The sequence below is a fragment of the Clostridium tagluense genome (assembly GCF_003865095.1).
Classification (GTDB): domain Bacteria; phylum Bacillota; class Clostridia; order Clostridiales; family Clostridiaceae; genus Clostridium_AD; species Clostridium_AD tagluense.
The window spans coordinates 1-23533 of the sequence record NZ_BHYK01000034.1; the positions used below are offsets into that span (position 1 = coordinate 1).

Genomic DNA, 23533 nt, shown 5'->3' on the forward strand with positions numbered 1-23533 from the left:
GAAGGACCGCAAAATTCTACAAACTTGTCAAGTGTTTTATGCGAAAAAAGTGGGGGAATCAACAAAAATTAATGATACTAAAAATGAGTAATCACAGGAACTAAGGAGTTTCCGTGAACGCTCTATTTTATAAAGGGGATTTATAAAAAGTTTACATTTTAACCGTTGTCTTTACTTCTACCTTTTTTGCTGCAATTAAGAAAATTATCATTGCTACAATTGCTGCTATAATTCCTACTGAATATGAAATGCCTTGAGAAAGCTTAAATCCTTCCGGCGCAATCAAAATGTAGGAAGTACATACCGCTGTCATAAATGTAGCTGGCACAGTCGCCATCCAATGATTTTTACCTATATTAACCATATACATACCTGCTGTCCATAATACTATAGCAGCTAAAGTTTGATTAGACCATCCAAAGTATCTCCATATTATTGCAAAATCCATCTTAGTTAATATGAAACCTATTAAAAATAGTGGGATACTAATCATGAATCTATTTTTAATAGGACCTTGATTAAATTTTAATGCATCAGCTATAGTTAATCTTGCACTTCTAAATGCTGTATCTCCAGAAGTTATAGGACAAGCTACAACTCCAAGTATAGCTAATACTCCGCCAACTTTTCCAAGTAAACTCATTGAAGATTGATTTACTACCCAAGCTGCTGTATGACCTGGCAAAGCCATAGTAGCATTTAACTGCTCAACTCCTCCAAAGAAACTCATTGCTGCCGCTGCCCAAATTAATGCAACTATACCTTCCACTATCATTGAACCATAAAATATTTTTCTACCTTGTTTTTCACTAGATATACATCTAGCCATTAAAGGTGATTGAGTTGAATGAAAGCCTGAAATAGCTCCACAAGCAATAGTTATGAATAACATAGGGAATACTGGGTTCTTACCTGGGTCTGAATGCATATTAACTAAATTAGATATTGTAACTTCTGGAATAGGATATCCTCCAAAAATCAAGGCACCAGCAATACCCACTGCCATAATCAATAAACAAATTCCAAAAATAGGATATATCTTTCCTATAAGCTTATCTATTGGAAGCATTGTTGCCAATATATAATATGCAAATATTATGTAAATTAATAATTGTAAATTCATTCCTGTTAAATCTCTTAATATACCTGCAGGTCCTGTTACGAAAACTACTCCAACTAGTATTAAAACTATAACTGAAAACACTCTCATAAAGTTTTTAAAGCCCTTACCAAGATATTTTCCTACAACTTCTGGTATACTTGCGCCATCATGTCTTACTGATAACATACCTGAAAAATAATCGTGAACTCCACCTGCAAAAATACATCCAAAGACAATCCATAAAAATGCTACTGGTCCCCACATTGCGCCTGCAATAGCACCAAATATGGGTCCGAGTCCTGCAATGTTAAGAAATTGAATTAAGAAATTTTTCCATTGAGGCATCTCAACAAAATCTACACCATCTGCCAGCCTCACAGCCGGAGTTTGAATTTTCTCATCTGCGCCAAAAGCTTTTTCTACGATTGTACCATAAATAAAATAACCTGCAACAAGTGCAATAATTGCTAAAATAAATGAAACCATTTGAACTCCTCCTAATTGTTTAATAACTAAATTATAATATATTTTCGGGAATTGAAGACGGTTTCATACATGAACAAGCAAAAAAAGCACATAAAGTGCTTTTATATACCCATTATGTGTTTAAACTCAATTATATTATTTCTACTTACTGGTATATCTGCGTTCTCACCTTGTATCTTTAACATATAGGTATTGTTAAACCATGGAACTATTTCTAGTATTTTATCAATATTTATTATATATGATCTATGACTTCTAAAAAAGAATTCCTTTGGAAGCTTTTTTTAGAATTCTGATATACTACAACTCACATTGTACTGTTCCCCATTGATATAAATTAGTGTTTCCCGTTCTTTTGCTTCGCAGTAAGAAATTTGAGTTATGCTCCTTACAATCATTTTATTATCTTTCCAAAGGGTTATTTTGCTATTTGTAAATTTTTCATCTGAACATTTCTCAATTTTTTTCAATGTACTAACTATACGTTCTTCTGAATAGGGCTTTAATATGTAATCATAAGCTTGAATTTCAAAAGCATCTACAGCATAATCCTTATGAGCCGTAATAAAAATAACAAGAGATTTTTTTGGGAAGTGGCTAATAATTTTGCCAAGTGCCATTCCATCCAGTTTGGGCATATTAATATCTAAAAAAATAATGTCGGGTTTGTTTAGTTCAATGTATTCTAGTGCAATAATCGAATCATCAAATTCCTCCATTATTTTAATGTTACTAAAATTGTTTATGAAATACTTTAGTTCTTCTCTTGAAGGAAATTCATCATCAACAATAATACAGTTCACATTGTCACTCCCTTATTTTTCTAACATTGAAATGGATCCTGCTACCATTCTGGAGTCTTTCTATTTTTAATCCTTCGCCATAAATATATTTTAATCTATTATGAACATTTGACATTCCTATTCTATTTTCTTCCATTTTACTTTCATAGACTTTTTCTATAATCTCTTCTGAAATACCCACCCCATCATCCTCAATTGTTATCATAATATTATTGCCCACAATTTTTTTTATTTCAATTGTCACTGTTCCATGTCCACTGCCCTCTAAAATACCGTGCTTTATAGAATTTTCAACTATTGGTTGAATTATAAGACTTGGGATCTTAACATCTAAATTATCTTCAATATTATAAATTATATGAAGTTTTTCTCCAAACCTTGCTTTTTCTATCTCTATATAGGCTTTAACCTGCTCTAGTTCTCTATAAATGTCTACAGGCTTTTCTCCGGCTTCTAAATTATACCTTAAGTAAGTGGATAAATTTATAATTAATTCTCTTGCGCGATTAGGATTAAGTCTAATAAAGGAAATTATAGTATTTAGCGCATTAAACAAAAAATGTGGATTTATTTGAGCTTGCAACGCCTTTATTTCAGCCTTATTTGCCATATGCTTTAGCTCTCCAAGTTTACTTATTTCTAGTTGAGTAGAAATAATTTGAGACAATCCTACAGCTAAATTTATATTTCTAAAGGAAATTGCATTATTTTTGCAATAATATATTTTTAATGTGCCTATCATTTTGTTTCCTTCTCTTAAAGGAGCAATAATTGCAGATTTTAAATTACAATTTATATTTGGACAATCTATTTGCTCTGCATTAGCTAAGGAGACCAAATCACCCTCCTTAATAACTTTTTTTGTAGCCTCTGTTATAATTCTATGTCCTTTTATATGATGATCAGCACCTACACCTACATGAGCTAATATATACTCCTTATTTGTTATAGCTACTGCATCTGCACCAATAGACTCTCTTATTATACTACATATCTGTTCTAATGAGTTTCCATCCATTTCTCTAAAATATGGCAAGGTTTTATTAGCTATCTCCAGTGCTATTTGTGCTTGCTTTGCTGCAATCTCTTCCTTTTCATCATAGATTTTTTGAATTATTACTATTAATATTGCAATACCTATGGCATTAGTAAAGCTCATAGGAAAATATATATTTTTTACAATAGTTAAAGCTTCGCTAAAAGGGTGTGCCATTGTAAGTATTAAAGCCATCTCTAAAATTTCCATTAGAAGTCCACCAATTAACCCATACACCCACTTGTTATTTTCATTTGATATCTTATATAAGATTCCTGCAAATATTCCTGAGATTATAGTGGTTATCATGCAGGGTATTGATGTAATTCCTCCAATATCTACTAGTAACCTGTGCATTCCAGCAATTACTCCTGCCATGAGCCCTACAAAAGGACCACAGAGTATTCCCCCTGCCATTACACCAATAATTCTAGTGTTAGCAATAGCCCCATTAACTTCTGTTCCTGTGTAGGTTCCCAAAATTCCAAATGATCCGAAAATTATTGAAAGCATAATTAAATCTCTTTTTTTAAATTTATCCCTTTGCACTATATTCTTAAAGCTTCCTATCCTAGAAACAAAAAAAGCAATAAGAATTACATAACCTAAATTATTAGTAAGACTTCTTAAAAGTTCAATCATACATATAACTCCATTTCACCTAACGTCCTATTCAAATAAATAACAAGTCAGTATACTAGTCTATTCTAGCTTGATTTATTTTCATGTACATAAAGAAGGTTTTATAAATATTATATACAATATTCTCTAATATATAAAGATATAAAATCTATGCTATAATTGATGTAACATTATTTAAAATGAATAAAAAAGATAAAGGGTGATTTATTATGTTATCTTTAGAAACTTTCAGAAAATATTGCCTAAGCAAAAAAGGCGTTACAGAGTGTTTCCCCTTTGATGATGAAACACTAGTTTTTAAGGTTGGCTCTAAAATGTTTGCCTTAACAAATATCAATAAACCAATACTCGAAATCAACTTAAAATGTGAGCCTTTTATGTCCCTAGATTTACGTAGAGACTTTGCTTCAATTATTCCAGGGTACCATATGAATAAAAAACATTGGAACACTATAATTCTTGATGGTTCAATTTCTGATGATAAAATCCTCTTTCTAGTGGATTTATCTTTCGACCTTGTATATACTGGATTAAAGAAAAGCGAAAAAGAAGAACTAGAATAGGCCAAGCAATTAATAATTGCTTCGTGCCCCAGATAACGACAGGAGGGTCTTTAATGAAAATGATTTTTTTTGATACAGAAACTACTGGTATAAGACCAGGAAGCATATGTCAGTTAAGTTACATACTTGTTGATACTAGTTATAAACCTATAAAAACAATAGGTAAAAATACATTCTTTACGGTAGACTACGTAGAACCTTCTGCCGAAGATGTGCATGGTTTTAGTGTAGATGCATTATTTGTACTAAGCGATGGCAAAACTTTTGAAGATTCTTATGAAGATTTTATTGATGATTTTATTAATGCAGATATTCTTATAGGACACAATGTTAATTTTGATATAAAATTTTTAACTCACGAGCTCAAAAATTGTGGACATACTCTAAATCCTAACCATATTTTTTGTACAATGAAATATTATAAAGACATATGCAAACTTTACTCTGCACGTGGAGGCTATAAAAATCCGAAATTATCAGAAGCCATTACCTTCCTTGAATTAAATGAAAATGAAATAAATTTAAAAAGTAATGAATATTTTGGAGATACTGCAAATTTTCATGATGCTAGATTTGATACTACTGCAACTTATTTACTAGTAACAGAGGGTATTAAGAAAGGTTTTATCCCTAAACATTATTTTTCGCAACTTGCTAAGTAATTTTTACGGGTATACAATGTGCTATTACAATTTACGAGTTTTTTCTTGGATTCTGCTATAAATAAAAGGATATATCGCTAAAAATGCATTCACATCGCTAAGTAATTGTTCAGATGCATTTTACGCAATATATCCTTTTGTTAGCATAATCCAATAAAAAACAATAAAGTTCAAAAGTTACATTCACTATATTACTACTAGCTTTACCCATATTAAGAAATGATACAGGAATATTACAATTTTAATATTCCTTGAATTTTATCTCTAACTTCCCTTGGTAAATTGCCTTTTAATGCTCTTTCTAATAAAGTGGACTTCTTTACTCCATTTAATGATAGATAATTTTCTATCATCTTTACTTTTATATCCCTACCAGGAATTAATTGATAAATTACATACCAGTCTTCTAAAGAACTCAATGGTACATTTACTCCATTAATTTTTTTATATTCTGAAATAGACGTATGATCAAAGATGTATTCATATGTTCCATTCTTGTAATTAATGCTAAGTCCTGCCATAAGATCAATATCAACTCCATGGACAACATATTCGTAAAAATATTTTGTAGAATATGTATCTGATTTTTCCCTGACTTTCTTTTCACCAATACTTTTTAAAATTTTGTCTACTTTTTCAATATCATTTAAATCTACTAAAATATCAATATCATTAGGATTGTCTATAAGCCCATAATGATGCAATAAAATAGATGCACCTACAGCCCATACAACTCCATTTTCATTTAATTTTTCACCAATATAACTTAAAGCTTCAAAAATCATTTCTTCCCCCTAATTAACTAAATATTGTTTTCATTATTATTAATAGGAATATATACTTGACCTTATAGCCTTCTCTAAGAAAAAACGCTTAAATTATAATAGGACGTTATTCTGTCTTTTCAAAGAGTTTTTGAAACCTACTCCACATATCTCCATTAGCTTTTTTAAGGTTTACAACTCTAAATTTTTCATTGACAAATGCATGAGTTGTACTGCCTTTAGCTAAAATTTTCCCATCTTTTTCTCTAATAACATTATAATTAAATATTACCTTAGCACCATTTAACTCTTTCATAAATGTTTGAATTATAATTATATCCTCATATTTTGCCCCTTCTTTGTACCTACAAGAACTCTCTACCACTGGTAACATAATATTATTTTCTTCCATTTCTTTATACGTCATCCCTATTTCTGTTATATATTCTGTTCTTCCTACTTCAAACCAAGCATAATAATTTGAATGATGCACTATTCCCATTTGATCTGTCTCTACATACCTTACTTTTAATTTTGTTTCATTAATGTACATGTCCACTTCTCCCATCTGCATAAATATTAGGTCAACTCTCTTAATTAGTTTTAAGTCATGTTTGCTTTCACATAATAATACTTCTTTTGAAGCTTAAATGTTTTTTCTTAGATTATGCTAACAAAAGTATATATTGCGCAGAATGCATTCGAACAAGTTTTAGAAATCATATATTATACCATCGCAAAACACCCTTTTAATAACTCTATTATCCACATAAATCTGAATTGTATCACCTTTTTTCAAGTACAATTCTACAGGTAAATTAAGTTCATAAGCAAAATTCCCTGATTTTATTTTTAGTTTTGTCTTGTGAACATGGTTTCTTAATGACAAATCAGCAAGGTCTGCTCCTAATAACAAACCCTGTCCTGAGGATATACTATCAATTTGTATTCTTGGATAATCAATGATTTTTGCAACCATAGGAATATGATTTTCTAATTTTTCACTATTAATATAATCTATTTCCTCATCTATAATTATAGAGTTATTTTCAATTACAACATTATTAATATCAATCAAAAAATATGCATTAATTTGTTCTTTTTTAATACTTTTATAATAAACATCTTCTTCATACCGTAATATTCTAAGATATACCAGTTTCAATAATTCATCATAAGTATTATCTTTGAATTTACCAAATTCTTTAATTATTATATTGTCTATACTTTTAGTTAATCTAAGTTCATTGATTTTACCTAAAATACTTTTACAGCCTAAAAACCCAGCTAATTCAGATTTAATCTTATTTACATTAAAATCGTTATCTGAAAGCTTTACATCTGTACTAGCAACCATAAATACATTTGTATATTGAGGATATGCTGATTGAATAAAGCCTAAATATTTTTTATTTCTATCATATACATTAAATGGCATATAAAGTCACTTCCTTGTAAATTATTATTTTATTATATACATAAAATACTCCATATTAGTATTATACACACTATTTAAAATTCATAAATACAAATTTTATAAATTATTATTTTATTTGGTTAATTAAGAATAAAAAAGTATTTTTAATAATTTTTCGTACAAATATTTTCATGATATTAGGGTTATATTAATATAAGCAATTCAAAAATTAAACTATAATACTGAATAATTGTTTTTTCAAGGCTACTTTATCAATTAATATAAAAGGAGGAGTATTTATGGACAATAATAAAAGTCATATGAAAACTGATAAAAAAACTAATGCAGAACTTAGAAAAATGTTCCCTCAAAGTGGTGGGGATATAGGAATTGAAAATGGCGAAAAAATAGATGCAAATAATGACAAATTAACAAAGCGTTCCAAATTATCTCATAACAAATAGTATTTTATCACCACAGTCATAAGGAGCAGATACCCAACCAATTTTGGGTTAGTTATCTGCTCGCATCATTTATTTGCAACTTTATTTTCCACCTTTGTCTTTTATAAATATCAATATAGCAATAATAGATATGTATGCAATATTAAACATTGTTACCTTCGGAATAATATATCCAAGAAAAACTCTTCTGTGTACTTCACCTCCAACTTTTAAACATAAGTAAATTACAATAGGAACTGTAAACCAATAACTCTTCTTTTTATCTTTTACTTTTAATATATAACTTAAAATATATGTAACTGAATACTGATAATTCGCTAAGGTCCTAAATATAGCCATGCTCCATAAAAACAAAAATACAAAACGAAAGCTATTTAGTACCGGTAAATTTACTCCTTCTGTTACTAGTAAAACCGGCCATAATGCTTTAGAAGTAACCTTATATCCTAAAGAATAGATACATATAGAAGTTATCCAAGTATAAATCACCATAATTAAAAAAGTAGATTTAAACACTACTGATTTAATTTTATCTTTATTTCTCATAAAAGGATAAATTAAAAACATTCCCTCTATTCCACCATAAGCATAAGCGGATTCAAGGCTTGCCTTTAAAATATTCTTATACCCGCTTCCAAAAACAGGACTAAAATTTAGATGATTACCACGTTGTAAGGCTATTGATAATGTTAACACCGACATCACCATAGCATAAAGAGCAATTATATTTATTCTTGCCAACACTTTTACCCCTTTAAGATCTAAATAAGTAGCTAATAATATAGCCGGAATAAAAATCTTTATTGGTGTTAAAAAAATTGTTGCATAAGTCCTATAAACATTACTCATTCCAGAGGCAATCGCTATCAAATATATACCAAACTGAGCCATAAATAAAATGTTGCATATGTTCCCAAGAATTACCCCTAAATATTTTTTACTTAAAACCAATATATCCTCATTGGGATGTTTTTTTACATAATAGATAGCTAACAAAGCCAAAAATAGCGGATATAATCCACCAAGAATCACTGAAATCCATCCATCCTGTTTAGCATCCTGTACTACTCCATTGGGTAATGATAAAAGACCTATGCTGGTTACGAACCCCACTACCATTGCTATGCATTCGACCTCTTCTAACAAGTTATTTTTTACTTTCTCCATTTTTTTCTCCATCTGTACTTTAGTACTGCCCTATTCCCATCTTATCTATTTCCACTTTTACATTTACTTTAATATCTGCATTACTCACCTCTTTGTTCCAATCAACCCCGGTTTCCCTGCCATATTTGGCTGCAGCAACCATTCCTAAGTTTAAGCAATCTATTTTATAAACATTCTTCATTTTATTAAGAAAACCATAACACATATTCTCTATTTTTTTTTCCATGAGTTCTTCAAATTCACTTTCATTTTCTTTTTTCATATCTTTGTATAACGTATTATTTATGATGTCTCCCTTAAAATCTAACTCAATAATGAATTCATATTTTCCTTCTGTCTTATTACATTTCACCTTCCTTTTAACCATTGCATCATAATTAATGTACTTATCTGGTCCTTCCTGCAAACTTAAAATCCCTTTTCCTTTTTTTTCTCTAAGCATATTCATAATTTTACTTTCCTCCATAGGTATTACATAAACCATTTTATCTCCTTTAAATAAAGCCATACCTGTAATACAAATCTTTTCATCTTTTATTTCTAGGTAAGGAAGCACTAAATTTTCTCCTTCCGACTCCAATGCTACATATATATTCCACAGACTATAGTTTATAGATAAAAAATTATAGTCTGTGGAATTTCGAATAATTCCTCCCATGTAATCTGCAGAACTAGGATACCCTTCAACCTTAAACCTCAATATATCTTCTGCCTTCCCTTTGCATACTGAAAAAAAGTCACTATCATTAGTTTTTGCATTGGCAAACAGTATATTTATTATATCCTTAATGCCATAGTTTGCCGCCTCTTCGCTTATTATAGCTATTTCTTCAGTTCCGATTATTATAGGTTTGCTAGAATTTAGTTGTCTTTGTTCCCTTGTTTCACCAATACTGCTCGCCTTTGCCTTTATATTGCTACTGCCTTGTTCTGTAATTTCTTCCTTTTTATCAGTGCTCTTTGCACCTTTTTTTTCCCTCTTGCTAAAATCATATATACTAAAAGGAATGCTATATTGAACATTACCATTTAACTCCTTTACAATATCATACCCAAATCCAGCAGCTATGTTTAGCTGCTCCATAGGAACTACATTTAATTTTTCTGCATAAACGGGAAATATAAGTGCCACTAAAAACATAATTATTATTTTTTTCTTTTTCAAAAGGTATCACCTTCTATTTCTTCATACTTATCTTATATTTAGTACTCTCCTCTTCCTACTTTATCCACATGAACCTTTGCATTTACCACAATGTCAGAGTTAGAAACAATATCATCCCAATCTACCCCTGTGTCTCTTCCATATTTCGCTGCAGCCACCCATCCTAGTTGCAGGCAATCCACTTTATATTCATTTTTCATCTTATATAAAAAAGTAGCACACATTTCTTTAACTTTTTTTGACATGTCTTCTTCAAACTTTTTAATTACCTTAGTATCTCCTGCCATATTTTTATATAGTGTATTGTTAATAATTTCTCCTTCTAAATTTAAGTCAATAATAAATTTATATTTATCACCTATTTTCATACATTTAATTTTTCTTTTAGATTGAGCCTCATAATTTACATATTTTCCTGATTGGTCTTGTATAGTTAATATGCCTTTCACCTTATTTTCCCGTAGCATATTCATTATTTTTGTATCATTCATATCCAAAATAGTAGCAAGCTTATCCTTTTTAAAAACTCCCATTCCTGTTATTTTAATTCCATCTTCCATTATTTCAATATATGGGCTAACTATATTTTTTCCTTCTGCATCCATTGATAATATTGCATTTTTAAAAAAATAGTTTTCCTTGAAAAAATTGTAGTTTGATGAATTTTTAATCATATCGCTTATATAGTCTGCTGAATTATCATATCCGGGGATGGTGTATTTAAAATATTCTTCATTCCTACCTTTGCATACCACTAAAAATGAATTGTCATTAACCACAGGGTTTTTAAAATTAACGTCCATTAAAGCTCTTATTCCATATTCAGCATACCCCTCCTCTACTAAATAAATTTTTGAAAGCCCTAAAAAAAACTTTTTCCCTATTTTTTTTTGTCTATCTTCTCTTGTTTTGCCAATAGTAGTGCCTACACCATTACCTAATATACTTTCCACACTCTCATCTTGTTTATATTCATTAGCAGTGGTAGAAACCCTATATATTATATCCCCTTCACTATTTTTATCTATACCCATTCCCACCCCCACAGATATACCCAAATCCTCCACACTTAGTGAGCCCATTTTTTTACCAGTAAAAAATACAAGAAAGAAAGTGCTACATAAAAAAACAATAAATATTGTATTCATATATTTTTTCATTTTGCACCTCCTTTTTTTATCCATATTAAAATTGTGATGAGGGTTATATATATTAAATTATATATAGTACTGATAGGAGATGTATATTTTGTAATTTCGTTCAATGATACCTTATCTCCATAATAGGTCTTTGCAATGATAATAACAGAAACAGCAATAACTACATATATTATCCTTTTGCTTTTTATTTTTTTAATATCATTTAAAATAAACACACACACATAATTAAAAATAGCTGCAGATTTAATAGCTATAATTATCCAGAAAAATATAAAAATATATGTGAAATTATTTATTATCTCAATCTTTACTCCTACTGTCACTGTAAGAAAACTCCATATTGTCTTAGGAATAATATCTTTCCCCATATAATAGATTGTTATAAAGGTAATCCAGGTATATATAATAGCAGTAATTCCTACTGCCTTTAAAGTTGCTGCCTTTATCTTGCTACTATCATTTATAAAGGGATAAATTAAAAATATAAGTTCCATTAATGAATAATCATAAACACAATCCAGACTTCCTTTTAAAATGTTTACAATACCGCTACCAAATACAGGACTTATATTTAAATAGCTTCCTTGTTTTAAAATAGAAATAGTAGGTATTATAATTCCCAGCGCCATACAAAAGGTTATGGAACCTATCCTTCCCAGCACTTTAATTCCTTTACTAGCCGCATATGCTCCTATAAAAAACAAAATTACATAAATTTTTAGTGGAGTTAAATTAGGCATTACCTCCGTTCTTGTAATAATCCCAATTGTTGAAATCAAGGGTGGAAAATAACTAAAAAAGCTTAGTAAAAAAAGAAAATTTAATATGGTTCCAAAGGTCTTACCTATGTATCTTTTGCTCAGCAATAAAATATTTTCCTTAGGAAATTTACCGCTAACATATATAGCTAAAAGTGCTACATATAGTGGATATATAGCCCCTATTATTACAGAAATCCACCCATCTTGTTTTGCAGTCTCCACTACATTATTAGGTAAACTTGCCGCCGTTACATCAAGCATAATTCCTATTAATAAAAATGTAACTTCATTTGGAGTTAGTAGATTTTTCTTTTCTATCTGCATCCTTAATAATCTCCTCTACCCTGTAAATCCACCTTAACCTTTACATTTACTTTAATATCTGCATTGGAAACCACTTCATTCCAATCAATACCTTTTTGCCTTCCATACTTGGCGGCAGCTTCTTTTCCAAGTTCAATACAATCAATCTTATAATCATTTTGCATTCTCTTTATAAAATCATAACATTGACTCTCTATACTTTTTGCCATGTCTTTTTCAAATTCTTTTTGTATGTTTATATTTTTTATCATATCAACATACATTTCGTTATTAGAAACTGTACCTGTGAAAGATAAATCAATAATGAAACTATATTTATCCCCTTGCCTATAACATTTCACTTTTCTTTTACTGGTTTTTGCATCAAAATCAATGTATTGTTTAGGACTCTTTTGCAGTGAAATTATCCCTTTAACTGCATCATTTTTCAACAAATTAAGGATTCTACCGTTTTTTACATCTGCAAGTTCTACCATTTTATCCTCATTAAAAACTGCTGCGCCAGTAATTTCTATTCCATCTTCTGTTATATTTATATATGGAAGCACCAGACTTCTACCCTCAGCTCCAATCCTCACATATGCATCTATTAACTTATAATTGTTAGAAAAAAAACTGTAATCACCATAAGTTTCTATGAGCCCACTTATATACTCTGAAGCATTCATATACCCCCTTTTCTGATATTTCAAGTAATCCTCTGCTTTTCCTTTACATACTGCCATGTAAGCCGTATCGTTTGCTTCTGAATTTCTAACTCTCTCCTCCATCATTGTTTTTAAACCATACCTTGCATAATCCTCGCTAATCAAAATTACCCGTTCATGTCCTTGTATAAACTTTTTATCCATCTTTTCTTGCCTTTGTTGAATTATTTCTCCCAAATTTAGACCTTCATCTTTAAATAACAAATTCACTTGGCTACCACTTGGTTTATACACATTTGTACTAATTGGCATACTATATTCAATAATACCTTCACCTTTTCTCTCTATATCATAGCCAACGCCATTAATAATTGCTACCTCTTCAATAGGAACCCTACCCTGCCCAAGCATAATAAATACATAAGTAAGGACACCAATGATTATGATTGCGTATTTTTTCTTGTTCAAGCTTTACCACCTTCCTTGAAAAATATAAATACAGCAATCGCCGTCATATATAATAAATTAAATATTATATAGCAAGGCATGATATTTTCACTAATGTTTTGTCTACCTATTTCATTGCCATATATAACTGCCAAATATACAAGAAGTGGATAAATTAAAAAGTAAATTTTTTTCATCTCCATTTTTTTTCGAAAATCTTTTAAAATATATATACTTGCGTATCCGTTAATGCTCATACTGCTAAATGCAATTAAACTCCAAAAAGTCATAAAAATATATTTATAATTATTGATTACTGATACTGTTACACTACCCATCACCAATAAAAGTGACCAATAGTTTTTGGACACAATATCCGGTCCTAAATAATAAGTGGTTATAAATACACTCCATACATAAAGAACTATACCTATAGCTACACTTATAAGTGAAGAGACCAACATCTTATTTTTCTCTTTAAGAAAAGGATAAATAATTAAAATTATTTCTGCTCCTCCATAACTAAAAGCTGATTTCACAGTTCCCTTTATTATTGAACTAATACCAGAACCAAATATAGGGGAAATATTTATCATGTTCGCATCTCGCAGTGCTACTACAGTTGACAAAAGTAGAATTATTGTAAAATAAAAAGAAATTTCACTAATTCTCCCTATCACCTTTACCCCTCTAGAAGCCACATAAATAACGCATATAAAAAGGATAGCTATTATTTTAAAAGGAGTTAAAAATCCCATTATATAATTTCGCATTAAATTAGTATAATAACTAGCTACCATTGATGCAATAAAAATGAAATAAGTTGCAAAAATCAAATTAAAAATACTTCCAAGGATTTTACCAAAAAACTTTTTGCTTAAGATTAATATACTATCACTCGGAAATTTTTTGCTTATATAGTTAGCTACGATGACAATATACAATGGATATATTCCTCCTATTAAAGTAGAAATCCATCCATCTTGATGAGCAACTTTTACCACAGCATTTGGAAGTGATAAAACACCAACTCCAACAATACTCCCGAATATAATAAGGGCAAACTGACTTACTGATAAGTAATTTTGTTTTTTACTCGCGCCTTCTTGCATTTTATCCACTACCTTTTTTTCTTAAACTTATTCCTAAAATCCTTCTGCCTTATTGGATCTCCATGTGGAATCGCCTCTGGCCGTTTGTTCATCTTCCACAAGGGTGCTCTAATAAAGGTGTCCTTCATATCACTTTTATGAAACTCAAAATATGGTACACCTAGACTATCTAAAGAGGAAAGATGAGCTAAAATTAAAAACCATCCTACAGCTATTCCAAATATACCCATAATATTTGCTAATATAAGCATGGGAAACCTTAACAATCGAATAGAAATAGACATATCATAATTAGGAATTAAGAAGGTAGTTATTACCGTAATTCCCACTATAAGCAAGGTAGTAGGGCTCACCATTTTTGATCTAATTGCGGTATCACCTATAATAATACCACCTACCAAACTTAAGGTTTGAGCTATTTTGGTAGGTAACCTTAAGCCGCCCTCTCTTAAAAACTCCACAACTAGTTCCATAGCCATAATCTCTAAAAATGGAGTTAAAGCAATTCCTACCCTTGATTGAACAATGGGGGTTACAAATTTTATAGGTATAAGCTCTACATTAAACTTTATTAATGTTAAATAAATAGAAGGCAGGGTAACAACAATAATTGCCGCCAAAATCCTAAGAAGTCTTGCAAAAGAGGCTACCATAACTCTTTGAGTATAATCCTCCGTGGCTTGAAAAAATTGCATAAATGTTGCTGGATATAATAGCACCATGGGTGTTCCTTCTATAAGAAGAATTATTCGCCCTTCTAACATATTTCCAATAGCTCTATCTGGTCTTTCTGTACCATAGGCTTGTGGAAAAATCGTATATGCATAGTCTTCAATATATTGCTCAAGCTTTCCAGCTGAAAGTACAGCATCTACATCAACGGCTTCTATCCTCTTTTTTAATTCTCCCAATACCTGTTTATCTACTATATCGTCTATATAAACCATTGCCACGTCACTCTGAAGTCTTTTTCCTAAATTAAACAACTCAATGTTAAGATTCTTATCCTTGACTTTTCTTCGAATAAGGCTAATATTTACTTCTAAATTTTCTACAAAGCCATCTCTTGGTCCTTTTGCCGCTGTCTCATTCATAGGCTCCATAATAGCCCTCTGTTGTCCCCCTGTAGTGTCAGCTATTATCACTTCTAAGGCGCCATTTATCACCACTGCAGTTTTTCCTCTTTTAAGATGATCAACAACTACATTTAAATCGAGTTCTACCAATGTGTTGCTCATGGAAATATATCTTTTACATAGATAATCTCCTATATTTGCCCTTCCATTTAAATTTTCTCCTATATGAATCATCAGAGGATTTAATATGTCTCTATCAATAATATCCTTGTTTGTAATTCCATTAACATAGATAATAGCAGCTTCCAAAGGTTCATCCATACCAATATAAAAATGCTTTACCACCATAGGACTTTGCTTGCCAAGCCCCTCTCTAATTAAATCAATATTTCCATTTAGATTTCCATCTTCCATTGCAATTACCATCCCCTTTTCTCATAGATACGTATAATTGGAATTATTAATAATTTGATTCCACTTTTATTTTTATATTACATAGTTTCTCTTGTTTTATCTAAAATATCCACTTTTATTTTTCCTAGGTTAATTTTAACTACTTACTAACTCCAATAATAGATTTTATCTCTTAAAAGTAATATAAGATCACTAGATACTTCCTGCGTAATAGTATTATATCCTGTGCTCTTATATATAAATTTCGAATAATCGCATTAATATTATATTAAATGTTTTAAAAAAAACAAAAACCCTATAAGATTAAATTCTTATAGGGTGTAAATTACTTATTTAAACTATTTTCTAAAAGATGGTTTGTTATTTTGTTGTTTTCTTGCTTTTCTACACTCAACACATCTTTGTGGTTCATTTTCAAATCCTTTTTCTTTGTAGAAAGCTTGTTCGCCCTCAGTGAATAAGAATTCTTTTCCACAGTCTTTACAAACTAAATTTTTGTCTGCCATTTTAAATATTCCCCCTTTTATTTGAAAATTAAGATCTAAATTTGATTAACAATAATTTCCTAAGCAAAAGAGGATATGTTGTTTATCAGATTAGATTCTTCTATAATAATAATTTTTCATTACTATTATATGCTTATATTAACATATTTAATAAATACTTACAATACATTTTTAAATATATTTATATATTATATCTAATTTTTTTAATCAAATACTGCCACTTAAAAACCAGGTTTCTCTGTTTGTTTCGAATTGAAATGTGATAATATACTGTAATTTTATGAGTATATGTCAGAAAATTCAATGTTTATCCTTTCTACATTGCTGTGAATGGATGCGGCTACTTCTTCTCTAACATAAGATTGTTCCTCTACTACTACCACTGGTAATTCAATTATAAATTCACTTCCAACCCCAACACTGCTTTCCAAATTAATTGTTCCCTTATGTAGTTCTACAATTGCTTTTACAAGTGAAAGCCCAATTCCGCTTCCCTCTGCTTCTCTCCTTAAGGTAGAATCCACTTGTGTAAATCTATCAAATACTTTTTCCTTCATATCCATTGGTATTCCTATACCAGTATCTTTTACAGAAATCAGTATACTTCCCACTTTATCATATATGCTCACCATTATAGTTCCCCCACATTTTGTGAATTTTATAGAGTTAGAAAGTAAGTTTAACATAACTCTTTCAAGTTTTTCTGCATCACAGGAAACTATTCTCTCTTCTATTTCTGTATCAAATATAAGTTGAATTCCTTTACTCTCTACATATTCTGCAATAGAAAGCGTTATATTTTCTACCACACTTACAATATTATAATTTTTATACTCCATATGCATAAACCCTGAATCAAACTTGTTAATATCAATTAAATTATTAATTAATTTTACCAATCTGAAACAATTTTGCTTAGATATATTCATATACTTCTTTAGTTTTTCATGATTAACACAAAATTTTTCCTGACAAAAGGTTTTATCTATTAATTGAACAACACCTAATATTATATTTAAAGGTGTTTTTAATTCATGAGATATAGTACTAAAAAATTGATCCTTTATGTTTTCATATTCCTTTGCTTTTTCTATTAAGTTTTCTTTTATCTTAACTTCCTTTTGCAATTCATCTATTTGTATTTTTTCAGTAATATCTCTAAAGTTCCAAACTGTACCACTTGATTTATATTCTATTATTAGCGGTTGAACTAATAGTTCAACTACTCTTCCATCTTTGAAATTAATAAAGTTTATTTCACTTTGCAAAGCATTAAGCTTTGCTTTTATACTTTTATCAAGCTCATTTGGATCTATTAATTGGTTTTTAGCATAATTAATCATTTCTATATTATTATTTCTCTGTAAAATTTCTTCAGACATTCCCCACATATTAGCAAATTTATTGTTATGATGAATTTTCCTGCCATTTTCATTTACGACTAAAATACCATCCCCAGTTGAGTCTAATATGGCTTGAAGTATTTTCTTTTCTTTTACTACCCCTTTCTTTACCCTTGTATGTTTCAAAATATTTGCAAAAATAAAAAAATTAATAACTATTAATGCAATAACTATAAAAGCAATATGAGCATATACAATCATATCTAATGATACCCCCTTTTGATACAATAATTACCATACTATATAATTACACATAAATACATTTTTTCCTCTATTTATAACTTAAAATAAAACTAAATAATCATCAAAAACTATATGTTCCTTTTTGTGTGTTTGTATCTTATGTGTTTCCATATCAATAATAGACGTATTGGGCCCCTCCCTACTAGTAGAAGTAATTAAATAACGGCTGTTTATACACTCCTTTGGATATCCTAATTTTTTTTCATAATTGTAATCAATATTACCATTTATAATTTCTTTCACTTTTAATTGCTTGTTAGAAATAAGGCTTTTTCGAAAAATAACTTTATACTTACCATCTAAATTCCAAGAATAATCGGAAGAACTTATAATTTCATCACCCTCACATTCTGAAGGTAATTTAATTGTCTTTTTTTCAAGGCTTTCCTTATTTAATATAATCATAGCATCACTATTTTCTTTTCCAAACTTATTTACTTCATAATAAATATTATCTTTATCTACTCCAGAAAAAAACTCATAACCATCAAGTCCTTGAATTTCCATATCTACAAAGCTTAATTTTTCATAACCACCTTCAATTTCACTAATGAATTTTTTTAGTGGTAAGTATTTAAGACTATCCCGGTAAAAAAATTGTTCTTTTTTAGATTTTCTCCCCCTACGTACCTCATTATATATTTGCTGCTTATCATAAGGTTCTAAATAATTTTCTTCATAAACTACACATTCTTCATTTTTTAAAGTGGTCTTAAAAAATACGGAGCGAAGTCCCCTTAAGAAGGCTTTATCCTCTACTTCGAAATTTTTACCATTATTTATATTATAAAGTATTGCCTTTTCATACCCATAACTTTCAATTGACGTTTCAAAACTCTCAAATTCTTCAAAGGTTAATTGATGTTCTTGCTTGAAAAACACTAAGAATTCACCCACATCTAATTTTTCTACTAACAAATTATTAAATCGCGTGTCCATTTCAAATTTAAATACTGATGTAATCTCAGAAGTATTTATGTTAACACTATTCAAAGTATATTCGTTAATTAAAATCTGTTTTTTAACAGTAAGATAATAAAAGCCATCCTCCCCCTCCACTTCACTCTGCTGAAAAAAATCCAATAGTATTTTTTCTTTCCCTATATTAACAGGGCTTATTTTATTATTTTCAATATCATAAGTGTAATAATTTATAATGTCTGAGTCTTTAAGCAAGTCATCAAAAACTTTTACTGTTTCCCTTAAAAAAAGTTTTCCTTCTAATTTACAAACAGGTTCTACCTCCTTATCCAACATTTTTTTCAAATCAATTATTTCCATAGTTTACTCCTTATTATCTTATTTATTGTATATATTGTAATTATTTACATGTATTTGTGTTTTATTCAAAAAATATAGATAATAAAAAAATAACAAGTAGTATGATAGCATACTTACTTGTTATTTTTTATGATATTCAAATTATAAGTTAAATTATCACCTAAAGTGCTGCAAAATTTCCATTTTTAAATACAGATACTTCCCTTCCATCCGCTGTAATACCCATTATTTGCAAGTCTTCTGTGCCAACCATAAAATCTTCATGCACAGTAGAATCATTAACTCCTGATTTTGAAAGTTCCTCATCACTTAAATTTTCACCATTTTTTATGCATACTGGATATGCTTTTCCGATAGCCAAATGACAAGAAGCATTTTCATCAAACAGTGTATTATAAAACAATATATTTGAATTTGATATGGGAGAATCATTTGGTACTAATGCTACTTCACCCAGATAATGTGATCCTTCGTCAGTTTCAATGATGCTCTTTAAAATGTCGTAGCCCTTTTCTGCTTTGAAATCTACAATTTTCCCATCTTTAAAAGTAAGTGAGAATTTTTCAATTAGATTTCCATTATAGTTTAAAGGTTTTGAGCAAACTACTACTCCATTAACTCCAGTTTTTTTAGGAAGTGTAAATACCTCCTCAGTCGGCATATTAGCTATAAACTCCACGCCTTCTGGTGTATATTCTGATCCTCCAAGCCATAAATGATTTTCTGGAAGTTCAATTACAAGATCAGTGCCCAATGAATTCTTATATTTTAGATATTTAAAATTATTCCCATTTAAAAAGTCCATGCTTTTCTTTAGGTTACTTTTGTGCGTTTCCCAGGAAGCAACAGGGTCAATTGTATCTGCCCTTACTGTTTTAAATATAGAGTCCCAAAGTTTTTCCACGGCGACCTCCTCTGATAATTCTGGGAAAACTTTTTTTGCCCAGGCTATAGTTGGAATTGATGCAACACACCAAACATTTCTATTGCTCATAAGCCTATCTCTATATTCCTTTATTGCATTACTTGCTGCTTTATGTGATTTTGCCATTCTCTCAGGATTAACATCCTTCATAAGCTCAGGGTCAGAGGCTGAAATATTTAAAAAAGCAGCTCCCTTACGTACATTTGACACATAAAAGTCTCTCTGCCAGTCTGGATATTCTTCAAAAACCTCTTCTGGAGCATGCATGAATTTTATTTTTGAAGATAATTCATCCCTCCAATTTATAACTACCTCCCTAGCACCTTCAACATAAGCAATTTTAGATAGGATTCTAGCAAAGGGCGCGCACTCTATAGGCGAATTGATTACAAGTGTTTGATCCTTTTGAATGTTAATTCCTGTTTTCACCAATAAAAGAGCATATTTTTCTAATAATTCATTTTTCACAATAAAACTCCTCCTTCTACAATTTAAATAATAGTATAAAATCTAATTATGATATTCTAACATATACTTTGAGAAAATAATACCACAAAAGGTCATTTTAGGTATTTAATATTAGATTACTTATTAAAGATAATGAATAAGTAATTTATCCACTGATAGTAATACAAATCACTTCAAATATTGACAAATATTTCATGTATGGTAATATGGTTTGTAAATATATATTTATAAATACTTATTTGTAAATAATATACATATATTTATAGATTGGAGATTAAATATGAAAAGTTACAAAGACCTAAACATATCCAGCAAAATAATTCTAGTTATGTCTTTCGTTTTATTGGTATGTTTCTTAGGTATATTTTCTATACTACTAAACAATATTTATAAGCAAAGTCTTACTCAAGCTGAAAATATTGCAATTGAGACCTCACATAGATATTCTATGGAGATTCAGAACATTTTTAATGAAAAAGTAGTAATTGCACAAACTATGGCAAGTAACATAGAAACCCTTAGAAACAAGCGTCAATTTACCAGGGAACAAGTTATAGAAATTCAAAAACACATTTTGAAAAAAACGCCTTCCATATACGGAGTTGGAGTTTTTTATGAGCCAAATGCATTTGATGGAAAGGATATTAAGTATGCCGAAAATAAATCACAGGAATATATATATGGTAAAAAAGGCTTATTCAAACCATATGTCTCAAGAAGTGGAACTGGTTATGCAGTAGAATCAGGCTTTCCAGATGACAGCACGAAAGAAGAAATGCAATGGTATGATTCTGTAAAAAAAAGCAAAAAAGCTTATTTAAGTGAACCAGGTAATTATACAATAGATAATAAAGATGTGATGATTTCACAAGTTGTTGTTCCAATAATTAAAGATGATAATACCTTTGCTGGTGCTATTGTTTTAGATGTTGGAGTATCTGATTTACAAATACTAGCATCTAAAATAAAACCTATGGGAGGATATGTTGAAATAAATAGCAAAAATGGAGTTTATGCAGCACAACCCCTAAATCCTAAGCTTATACTTGAAAACCCATTAGAAAAAGATAAAAATTGGAAAACTATACTTAATACTATTGATAATGATAAGGATTACATAGGCTTTGAAACTTCAAGTATCCTAAAAACAAAAGTACTTAGGGTAACAGTCCCAATTTCAATTCAGGGTTCTGATGTAAAATGGGCTTTTTCAAGTGTTATACCTAAGAATAATATATTAGTTGATTATAATAAAATGCTTAGTATTTGTCTGATTACAGGTATTCTTTCATTGATTTTATTAATAACTATAATAATGTTTAGTGTACATAAGATAACAAAGCCATTATCACAAACCTTAAAAGTATTAGATAGAATGTCCGCGGGAGATTTAAGCATTAATATAGATGACTCATATAAAACTAATGATGAGATTGGAAAAATGATGATAGCCCTGGATACTACAATAATAAAGCTTAGAAGCATAATTTCAAATGTAGTAAATAAATCATCTGAAATAGAAGATGTATTTAAAGCTGTTCAGTTTTCTATGGACGATCTTATTGTAAAAACGGATGAAACTTCAGCAACTGTTGAAGAACTTGCAGCAGGTATGGAAGAAACCGCTGCCTCCGCAGAAGAGATGAATGAATCTACAAATAAGATGCAATTTAATGTACTAAATATTAAAACTAGAACAGATGGAGGTAAGGTAGCTTCACAAAAAATAAAGCTAAGGGCAGAAGTACTTAAAAATAATGCACTCCATTCTTCTAAAAAAGCTTATGACCTATATAATGAAACAAAAGATATTTTATCCTTAGCAATAGAAAAATCGCAATCTGTAGAAAAAATAAATGTTCTTTCAGATTCAATACTTAAAATATCATCTCAAACTAATCTTTTAGCATTAAATGCCGCAATTGAGGCTGCAAGAGCTGGAGAAACGGGGCGTGGATTTGCAGTTGTTGCAGAGGAAATAAGAAAACTTGCAGAGCAGTCAAAATCTACTGTAAGTGAAATTCAAAACGTAACCTCTGTAGTTGTGGAATCTGTAAGAGACCTTTCAACAAGCTCTGAACAAATATTAAATTTTATTGATAGCCAAGTGTTAAACGATTATAAAGAAATGGTTAATACAGGTGAAACTTATAATACGGATTCAAAATTTATAGGTAGTTTTGTTACATCAGTAGGAACAAAGATGGATGACCTTTCAACCTCCATAGAAGGAATAGTTACTGCAATAAATGAGGTAACTACAACTGTAAATCAAGGATCACAGGGCACACAATCAATTTCTGAAAAAACCTATGAGATACTTGAAAACATAAATAAAGTAAATGAGCTTGTTAAAAAGAGCGCACAAAGCACCGAAAATCTAAAAGAAGTTGTGTCTATATTTAAATTATAAAAAATACTCTTTCTTGCAATATTTAGAGATTTATTTTCTCCATTATTGCCAAGAAAGAGTATTTTTATTTAGTTTACACTAA

At 29.8% G+C, this 23533-nt stretch carries 21 protein-coding genes and 1 pseudogene; 4 read left to right on the top strand and 18 right to left on the bottom strand.

The features are described 5' to 3' along the window. Window positions 1-151 precede the first annotated feature (151 nt). The 4 genes and pseudogenes from Ctaglu_RS20325 to Ctaglu_RS20335 form a co-directional block, all read right to left on the bottom strand. Complete coding sequence (locus Ctaglu_RS20325; protein WP_125005164.1) at window positions 152-1588, bottom strand: carbon starvation CstA family protein; 1437 nt, start codon at window positions 1586-1588, stop codon at window positions 152-154. A gap of 101 nt (window positions 1589-1689) precedes the next feature. After that, window positions 1690-1860: pseudogene (locus tag Ctaglu_RS26415) on the bottom strand (LytTR family DNA-binding domain-containing protein); the annotation flags it as partial. Between the two features lie 12 nt (window positions 1861-1872). After that, entirely contained in the window at window positions 1873-2391 is a 519-nt protein-coding gene (locus Ctaglu_RS20330; protein WP_307720508.1) for a response regulator, read from the bottom strand. Between the two features lie 4 nt (window positions 2392-2395). Beyond that, on the bottom strand, window positions 2396-4069 hold the full coding sequence (locus Ctaglu_RS20335) for a sensor histidine kinase (protein ID WP_125005166.1): 1674 nt from the start codon (window positions 4067-4069) through the stop codon (window positions 2396-2398). Between the two features lie 209 nt (window positions 4070-4278). Between Ctaglu_RS20335 and Ctaglu_RS20340 the strand changes: the two genes are divergently transcribed. Next, entirely contained in the window at window positions 4279-4632 is a 354-nt protein-coding gene (locus Ctaglu_RS20340) for an MmcQ/YjbR family DNA-binding protein (protein WP_125005168.1), read from the top strand. Window positions 4633-4685: 53 nt separating this feature from the next. Next, the gene (locus Ctaglu_RS20345) at window positions 4686-5294 is read left to right on the top strand and encodes a 3'-5' exonuclease (protein WP_125005170.1); all 609 of its coding nucleotides are present in this window, start codon (window positions 4686-4688) and stop codon (window positions 5292-5294) included. Between the two features lie 233 nt (window positions 5295-5527). On the opposite strand, the gene Ctaglu_RS20350 is transcribed toward Ctaglu_RS20345, so the two are convergent. The 3 genes from Ctaglu_RS20350 to Ctaglu_RS20360 form a co-directional block, all read right to left on the bottom strand. Next, window positions 5528-6079: a nucleotidyltransferase family protein gene (locus tag Ctaglu_RS20350; protein WP_125005172.1), complete on the bottom strand. Its 552-nt coding sequence runs from the start codon at window positions 6077-6079 to the stop codon at window positions 5528-5530. Window positions 6080-6185: 106 nt separating this feature from the next. Further along, window positions 6186-6611, bottom strand: a complete 426-nt coding sequence (locus Ctaglu_RS20355; RefSeq protein WP_125005174.1) for an acyl-CoA thioesterase — start codon at window positions 6609-6611, stop codon at window positions 6186-6188. A 159-nt stretch (window positions 6612-6770) separates the two neighbouring features. Continuing rightward, a complete protein-coding gene (locus Ctaglu_RS20360; RefSeq protein ID WP_125005176.1) occupies window positions 6771-7496 on the bottom strand; it encodes a hypothetical protein in 726 nt (241 codons plus the stop codon). Window positions 7497-7774: 278 nt separating this feature from the next. Between Ctaglu_RS20360 and Ctaglu_RS25445 the strand changes: the two genes are divergently transcribed. Further along, window positions 7775-7939, top strand: coding sequence for a hypothetical protein (locus Ctaglu_RS25445; protein ID WP_164945326.1), 165 nt, complete (start codon window positions 7775-7777; stop codon window positions 7937-7939). Window positions 7940-8020: 81 nt separating this feature from the next. Here the strand turns inward: Ctaglu_RS25445 and Ctaglu_RS20365 are convergent, their stop codons facing one another. The 11 genes from Ctaglu_RS20365 to Ctaglu_RS20415 form a co-directional block, all read right to left on the bottom strand. Beyond that, entirely contained in the window at window positions 8021-9106 is a 1086-nt protein-coding gene (locus tag Ctaglu_RS20365) for a GerAB/ArcD/ProY family transporter (RefSeq protein WP_185732865.1), read from the bottom strand. Between the two features lie 19 nt (window positions 9107-9125). Next, window positions 9126-10271 carry a Ger(x)C family spore germination protein gene (locus tag Ctaglu_RS20370; RefSeq protein WP_125005180.1) on the bottom strand — a complete coding sequence of 382 codons (1146 nt, stop codon included), beginning with the start codon at window positions 10269-10271 and terminating at the stop codon, window positions 9126-9128. Between the two features lie 38 nt (window positions 10272-10309). Next, entirely contained in the window at window positions 10310-11431 is a 1122-nt protein-coding gene (locus tag Ctaglu_RS20375) for a Ger(x)C family spore germination protein (protein WP_185732867.1), read from the bottom strand. Further along, window positions 11428-12516, bottom strand: coding sequence for a GerAB/ArcD/ProY family transporter (locus tag Ctaglu_RS20380; protein ID WP_125005184.1), 1089 nt, complete (start codon window positions 12514-12516; stop codon window positions 11428-11430). Before Ctaglu_RS20380 ends, Ctaglu_RS20375 begins: the two co-directional genes overlap by 4 nt. A 2-nt stretch (window positions 12517-12518) precedes the next feature. Continuing rightward, a complete protein-coding gene (locus tag Ctaglu_RS20385) occupies window positions 12519-13631 on the bottom strand; it encodes a Ger(x)C family spore germination protein (RefSeq protein ID WP_125005186.1) in 1113 nt (370 codons plus the stop codon). Further along, window positions 13628-14722, bottom strand: coding sequence for a GerAB/ArcD/ProY family transporter (locus Ctaglu_RS20390; protein ID WP_207669510.1), 1095 nt, complete (start codon window positions 14720-14722; stop codon window positions 13628-13630). Before Ctaglu_RS20390 ends, Ctaglu_RS20385 begins: the two co-directional genes overlap by 4 nt. 8 nt (window positions 14723-14730) lie before the next feature. Next, window positions 14731-16212 (bottom strand): spore germination protein, encoded by a 1482-nt coding sequence (locus Ctaglu_RS20395; RefSeq protein ID WP_125005190.1) that lies wholly within the window; start codon window positions 16210-16212, stop codon window positions 14731-14733. A 338-nt stretch (window positions 16213-16550) separates the two neighbouring features. Further along, window positions 16551-16718, bottom strand: a complete 168-nt coding sequence (locus Ctaglu_RS20400; RefSeq protein ID WP_125005192.1) for a zinc-ribbon domain-containing protein — start codon at window positions 16716-16718, stop codon at window positions 16551-16553. Window positions 16719-16996: 278 nt separating this feature from the next. Next, on the bottom strand, window positions 16997-18322 hold the full coding sequence (locus Ctaglu_RS20405) for a sensor histidine kinase (RefSeq protein WP_125005194.1): 1326 nt from the start codon (window positions 18320-18322) through the stop codon (window positions 16997-16999). Window positions 18323-18403: 81 nt separating this feature from the next. After that, entirely contained in the window at window positions 18404-19645 is a 1242-nt protein-coding gene (locus Ctaglu_RS20410; protein WP_125005196.1) for a hypothetical protein, read from the bottom strand. A 160-nt stretch (window positions 19646-19805) separates the two neighbouring features. Continuing rightward, window positions 19806-21038 (bottom strand): aminopeptidase, encoded by a 1233-nt coding sequence (locus Ctaglu_RS20415; protein ID WP_207669511.1) that lies wholly within the window; start codon window positions 21036-21038, stop codon window positions 19806-19808. Window positions 21039-21318: 280 nt separating this feature from the next. On the opposite strand from Ctaglu_RS20415, the gene Ctaglu_RS20420 reads away from it, so the two are divergent. Next, window positions 21319-23451, top strand: coding sequence for a methyl-accepting chemotaxis protein (locus tag Ctaglu_RS20420; protein ID WP_125005200.1), 2133 nt, complete (start codon window positions 21319-21321; stop codon window positions 23449-23451). Window positions 23452-23533 lie beyond the last annotated feature (82 nt).

Excerpts from the sequence above, each read along its gene's own strand:
- Ctaglu_RS20345 (WP_125005170.1), top strand. The coding sequence starts at position 4,686 with ATGAAAATGATTTTTTTTGATACAGAAACTACTGGTATAAGACCAGGA.
- Ctaglu_RS20400 (WP_125005192.1), bottom strand. The coding sequence starts at position 16,718 with ATGGCAGACAAAAATTTAGTTTGTAAAGACTGTGGAAAAGAATTCTTA.
- Ctaglu_RS20360 (WP_125005176.1), bottom strand. The coding sequence starts at position 7,496 with ATGCCATTTAATGTATATGATAGAAATAAAAAATATTTAGGCTTTATT.
- Ctaglu_RS20350 (WP_125005172.1), bottom strand. The coding sequence starts at position 6,079 with ATGATTTTTGAAGCTTTAAGTTATATTGGTGAAAAATTAAATGAAAAT.
- Ctaglu_RS20420 (WP_125005200.1), top strand. The coding sequence starts at position 21,319 with ATGAAAAGTTACAAAGACCTAAACATATCCAGCAAAATAATTCTAGTT.
- Ctaglu_RS20410 (WP_125005196.1), bottom strand. The coding sequence starts at position 19,645 with ATGGAAATAATTGATTTGAAAAAAATGTTGGATAAGGAGGTAGAACCT.
- Ctaglu_RS25445 (WP_164945326.1), top strand. The coding sequence starts at position 7,775 with ATGGACAATAATAAAAGTCATATGAAAACTGATAAAAAAACTAATGCA.
- Ctaglu_RS20380 (WP_125005184.1), bottom strand. The coding sequence starts at position 12,516 with ATGCAGATAGAAAAGAAAAATCTACTAACTCCAAATGAAGTTACATTT.
- Ctaglu_RS20405 (WP_125005194.1), bottom strand. The coding sequence starts at position 18,322 with ATGATTGTATATGCTCATATTGCTTTTATAGTTATTGCATTAATAGTT.
- Ctaglu_RS20340 (WP_125005168.1), top strand. The coding sequence starts at position 4,279 with ATGTTATCTTTAGAAACTTTCAGAAAATATTGCCTAAGCAAAAAAGGC.
- Ctaglu_RS20355 (WP_125005174.1), bottom strand. The coding sequence starts at position 6,611 with ATGTACATTAATGAAACAAAATTAAAAGTAAGGTATGTAGAGACAGAT.
- Ctaglu_RS20335 (WP_125005166.1), bottom strand. The coding sequence starts at position 4,069 with ATGATTGAACTTTTAAGAAGTCTTACTAATAATTTAGGTTATGTAATT.
- Ctaglu_RS20395 (WP_125005190.1), bottom strand. The coding sequence starts at position 16,212 with ATGGAAGATGGAAATCTAAATGGAAATATTGATTTAATTAGAGAGGGG.
- Ctaglu_RS20325 (WP_125005164.1), bottom strand. The coding sequence starts at position 1,588 with ATGGTTTCATTTATTTTAGCAATTATTGCACTTGTTGCAGGTTATTTT.
- Ctaglu_RS20365 (WP_185732865.1), bottom strand. The coding sequence starts at position 9,106 with ATGGAGAAAGTAAAAAATAACTTGTTAGAAGAGGTCGAATGCATAGCA.
- Ctaglu_RS20375 (WP_185732867.1), bottom strand. The coding sequence starts at position 11,431 with ATGAAAAAATATATGAATACAATATTTATTGTTTTTTTATGTAGCACT.
- Ctaglu_RS20390 (WP_207669510.1), bottom strand. The coding sequence starts at position 14,722 with ATGCAAGAAGGCGCGAGTAAAAAACAAAATTACTTATCAGTAAGTCAG.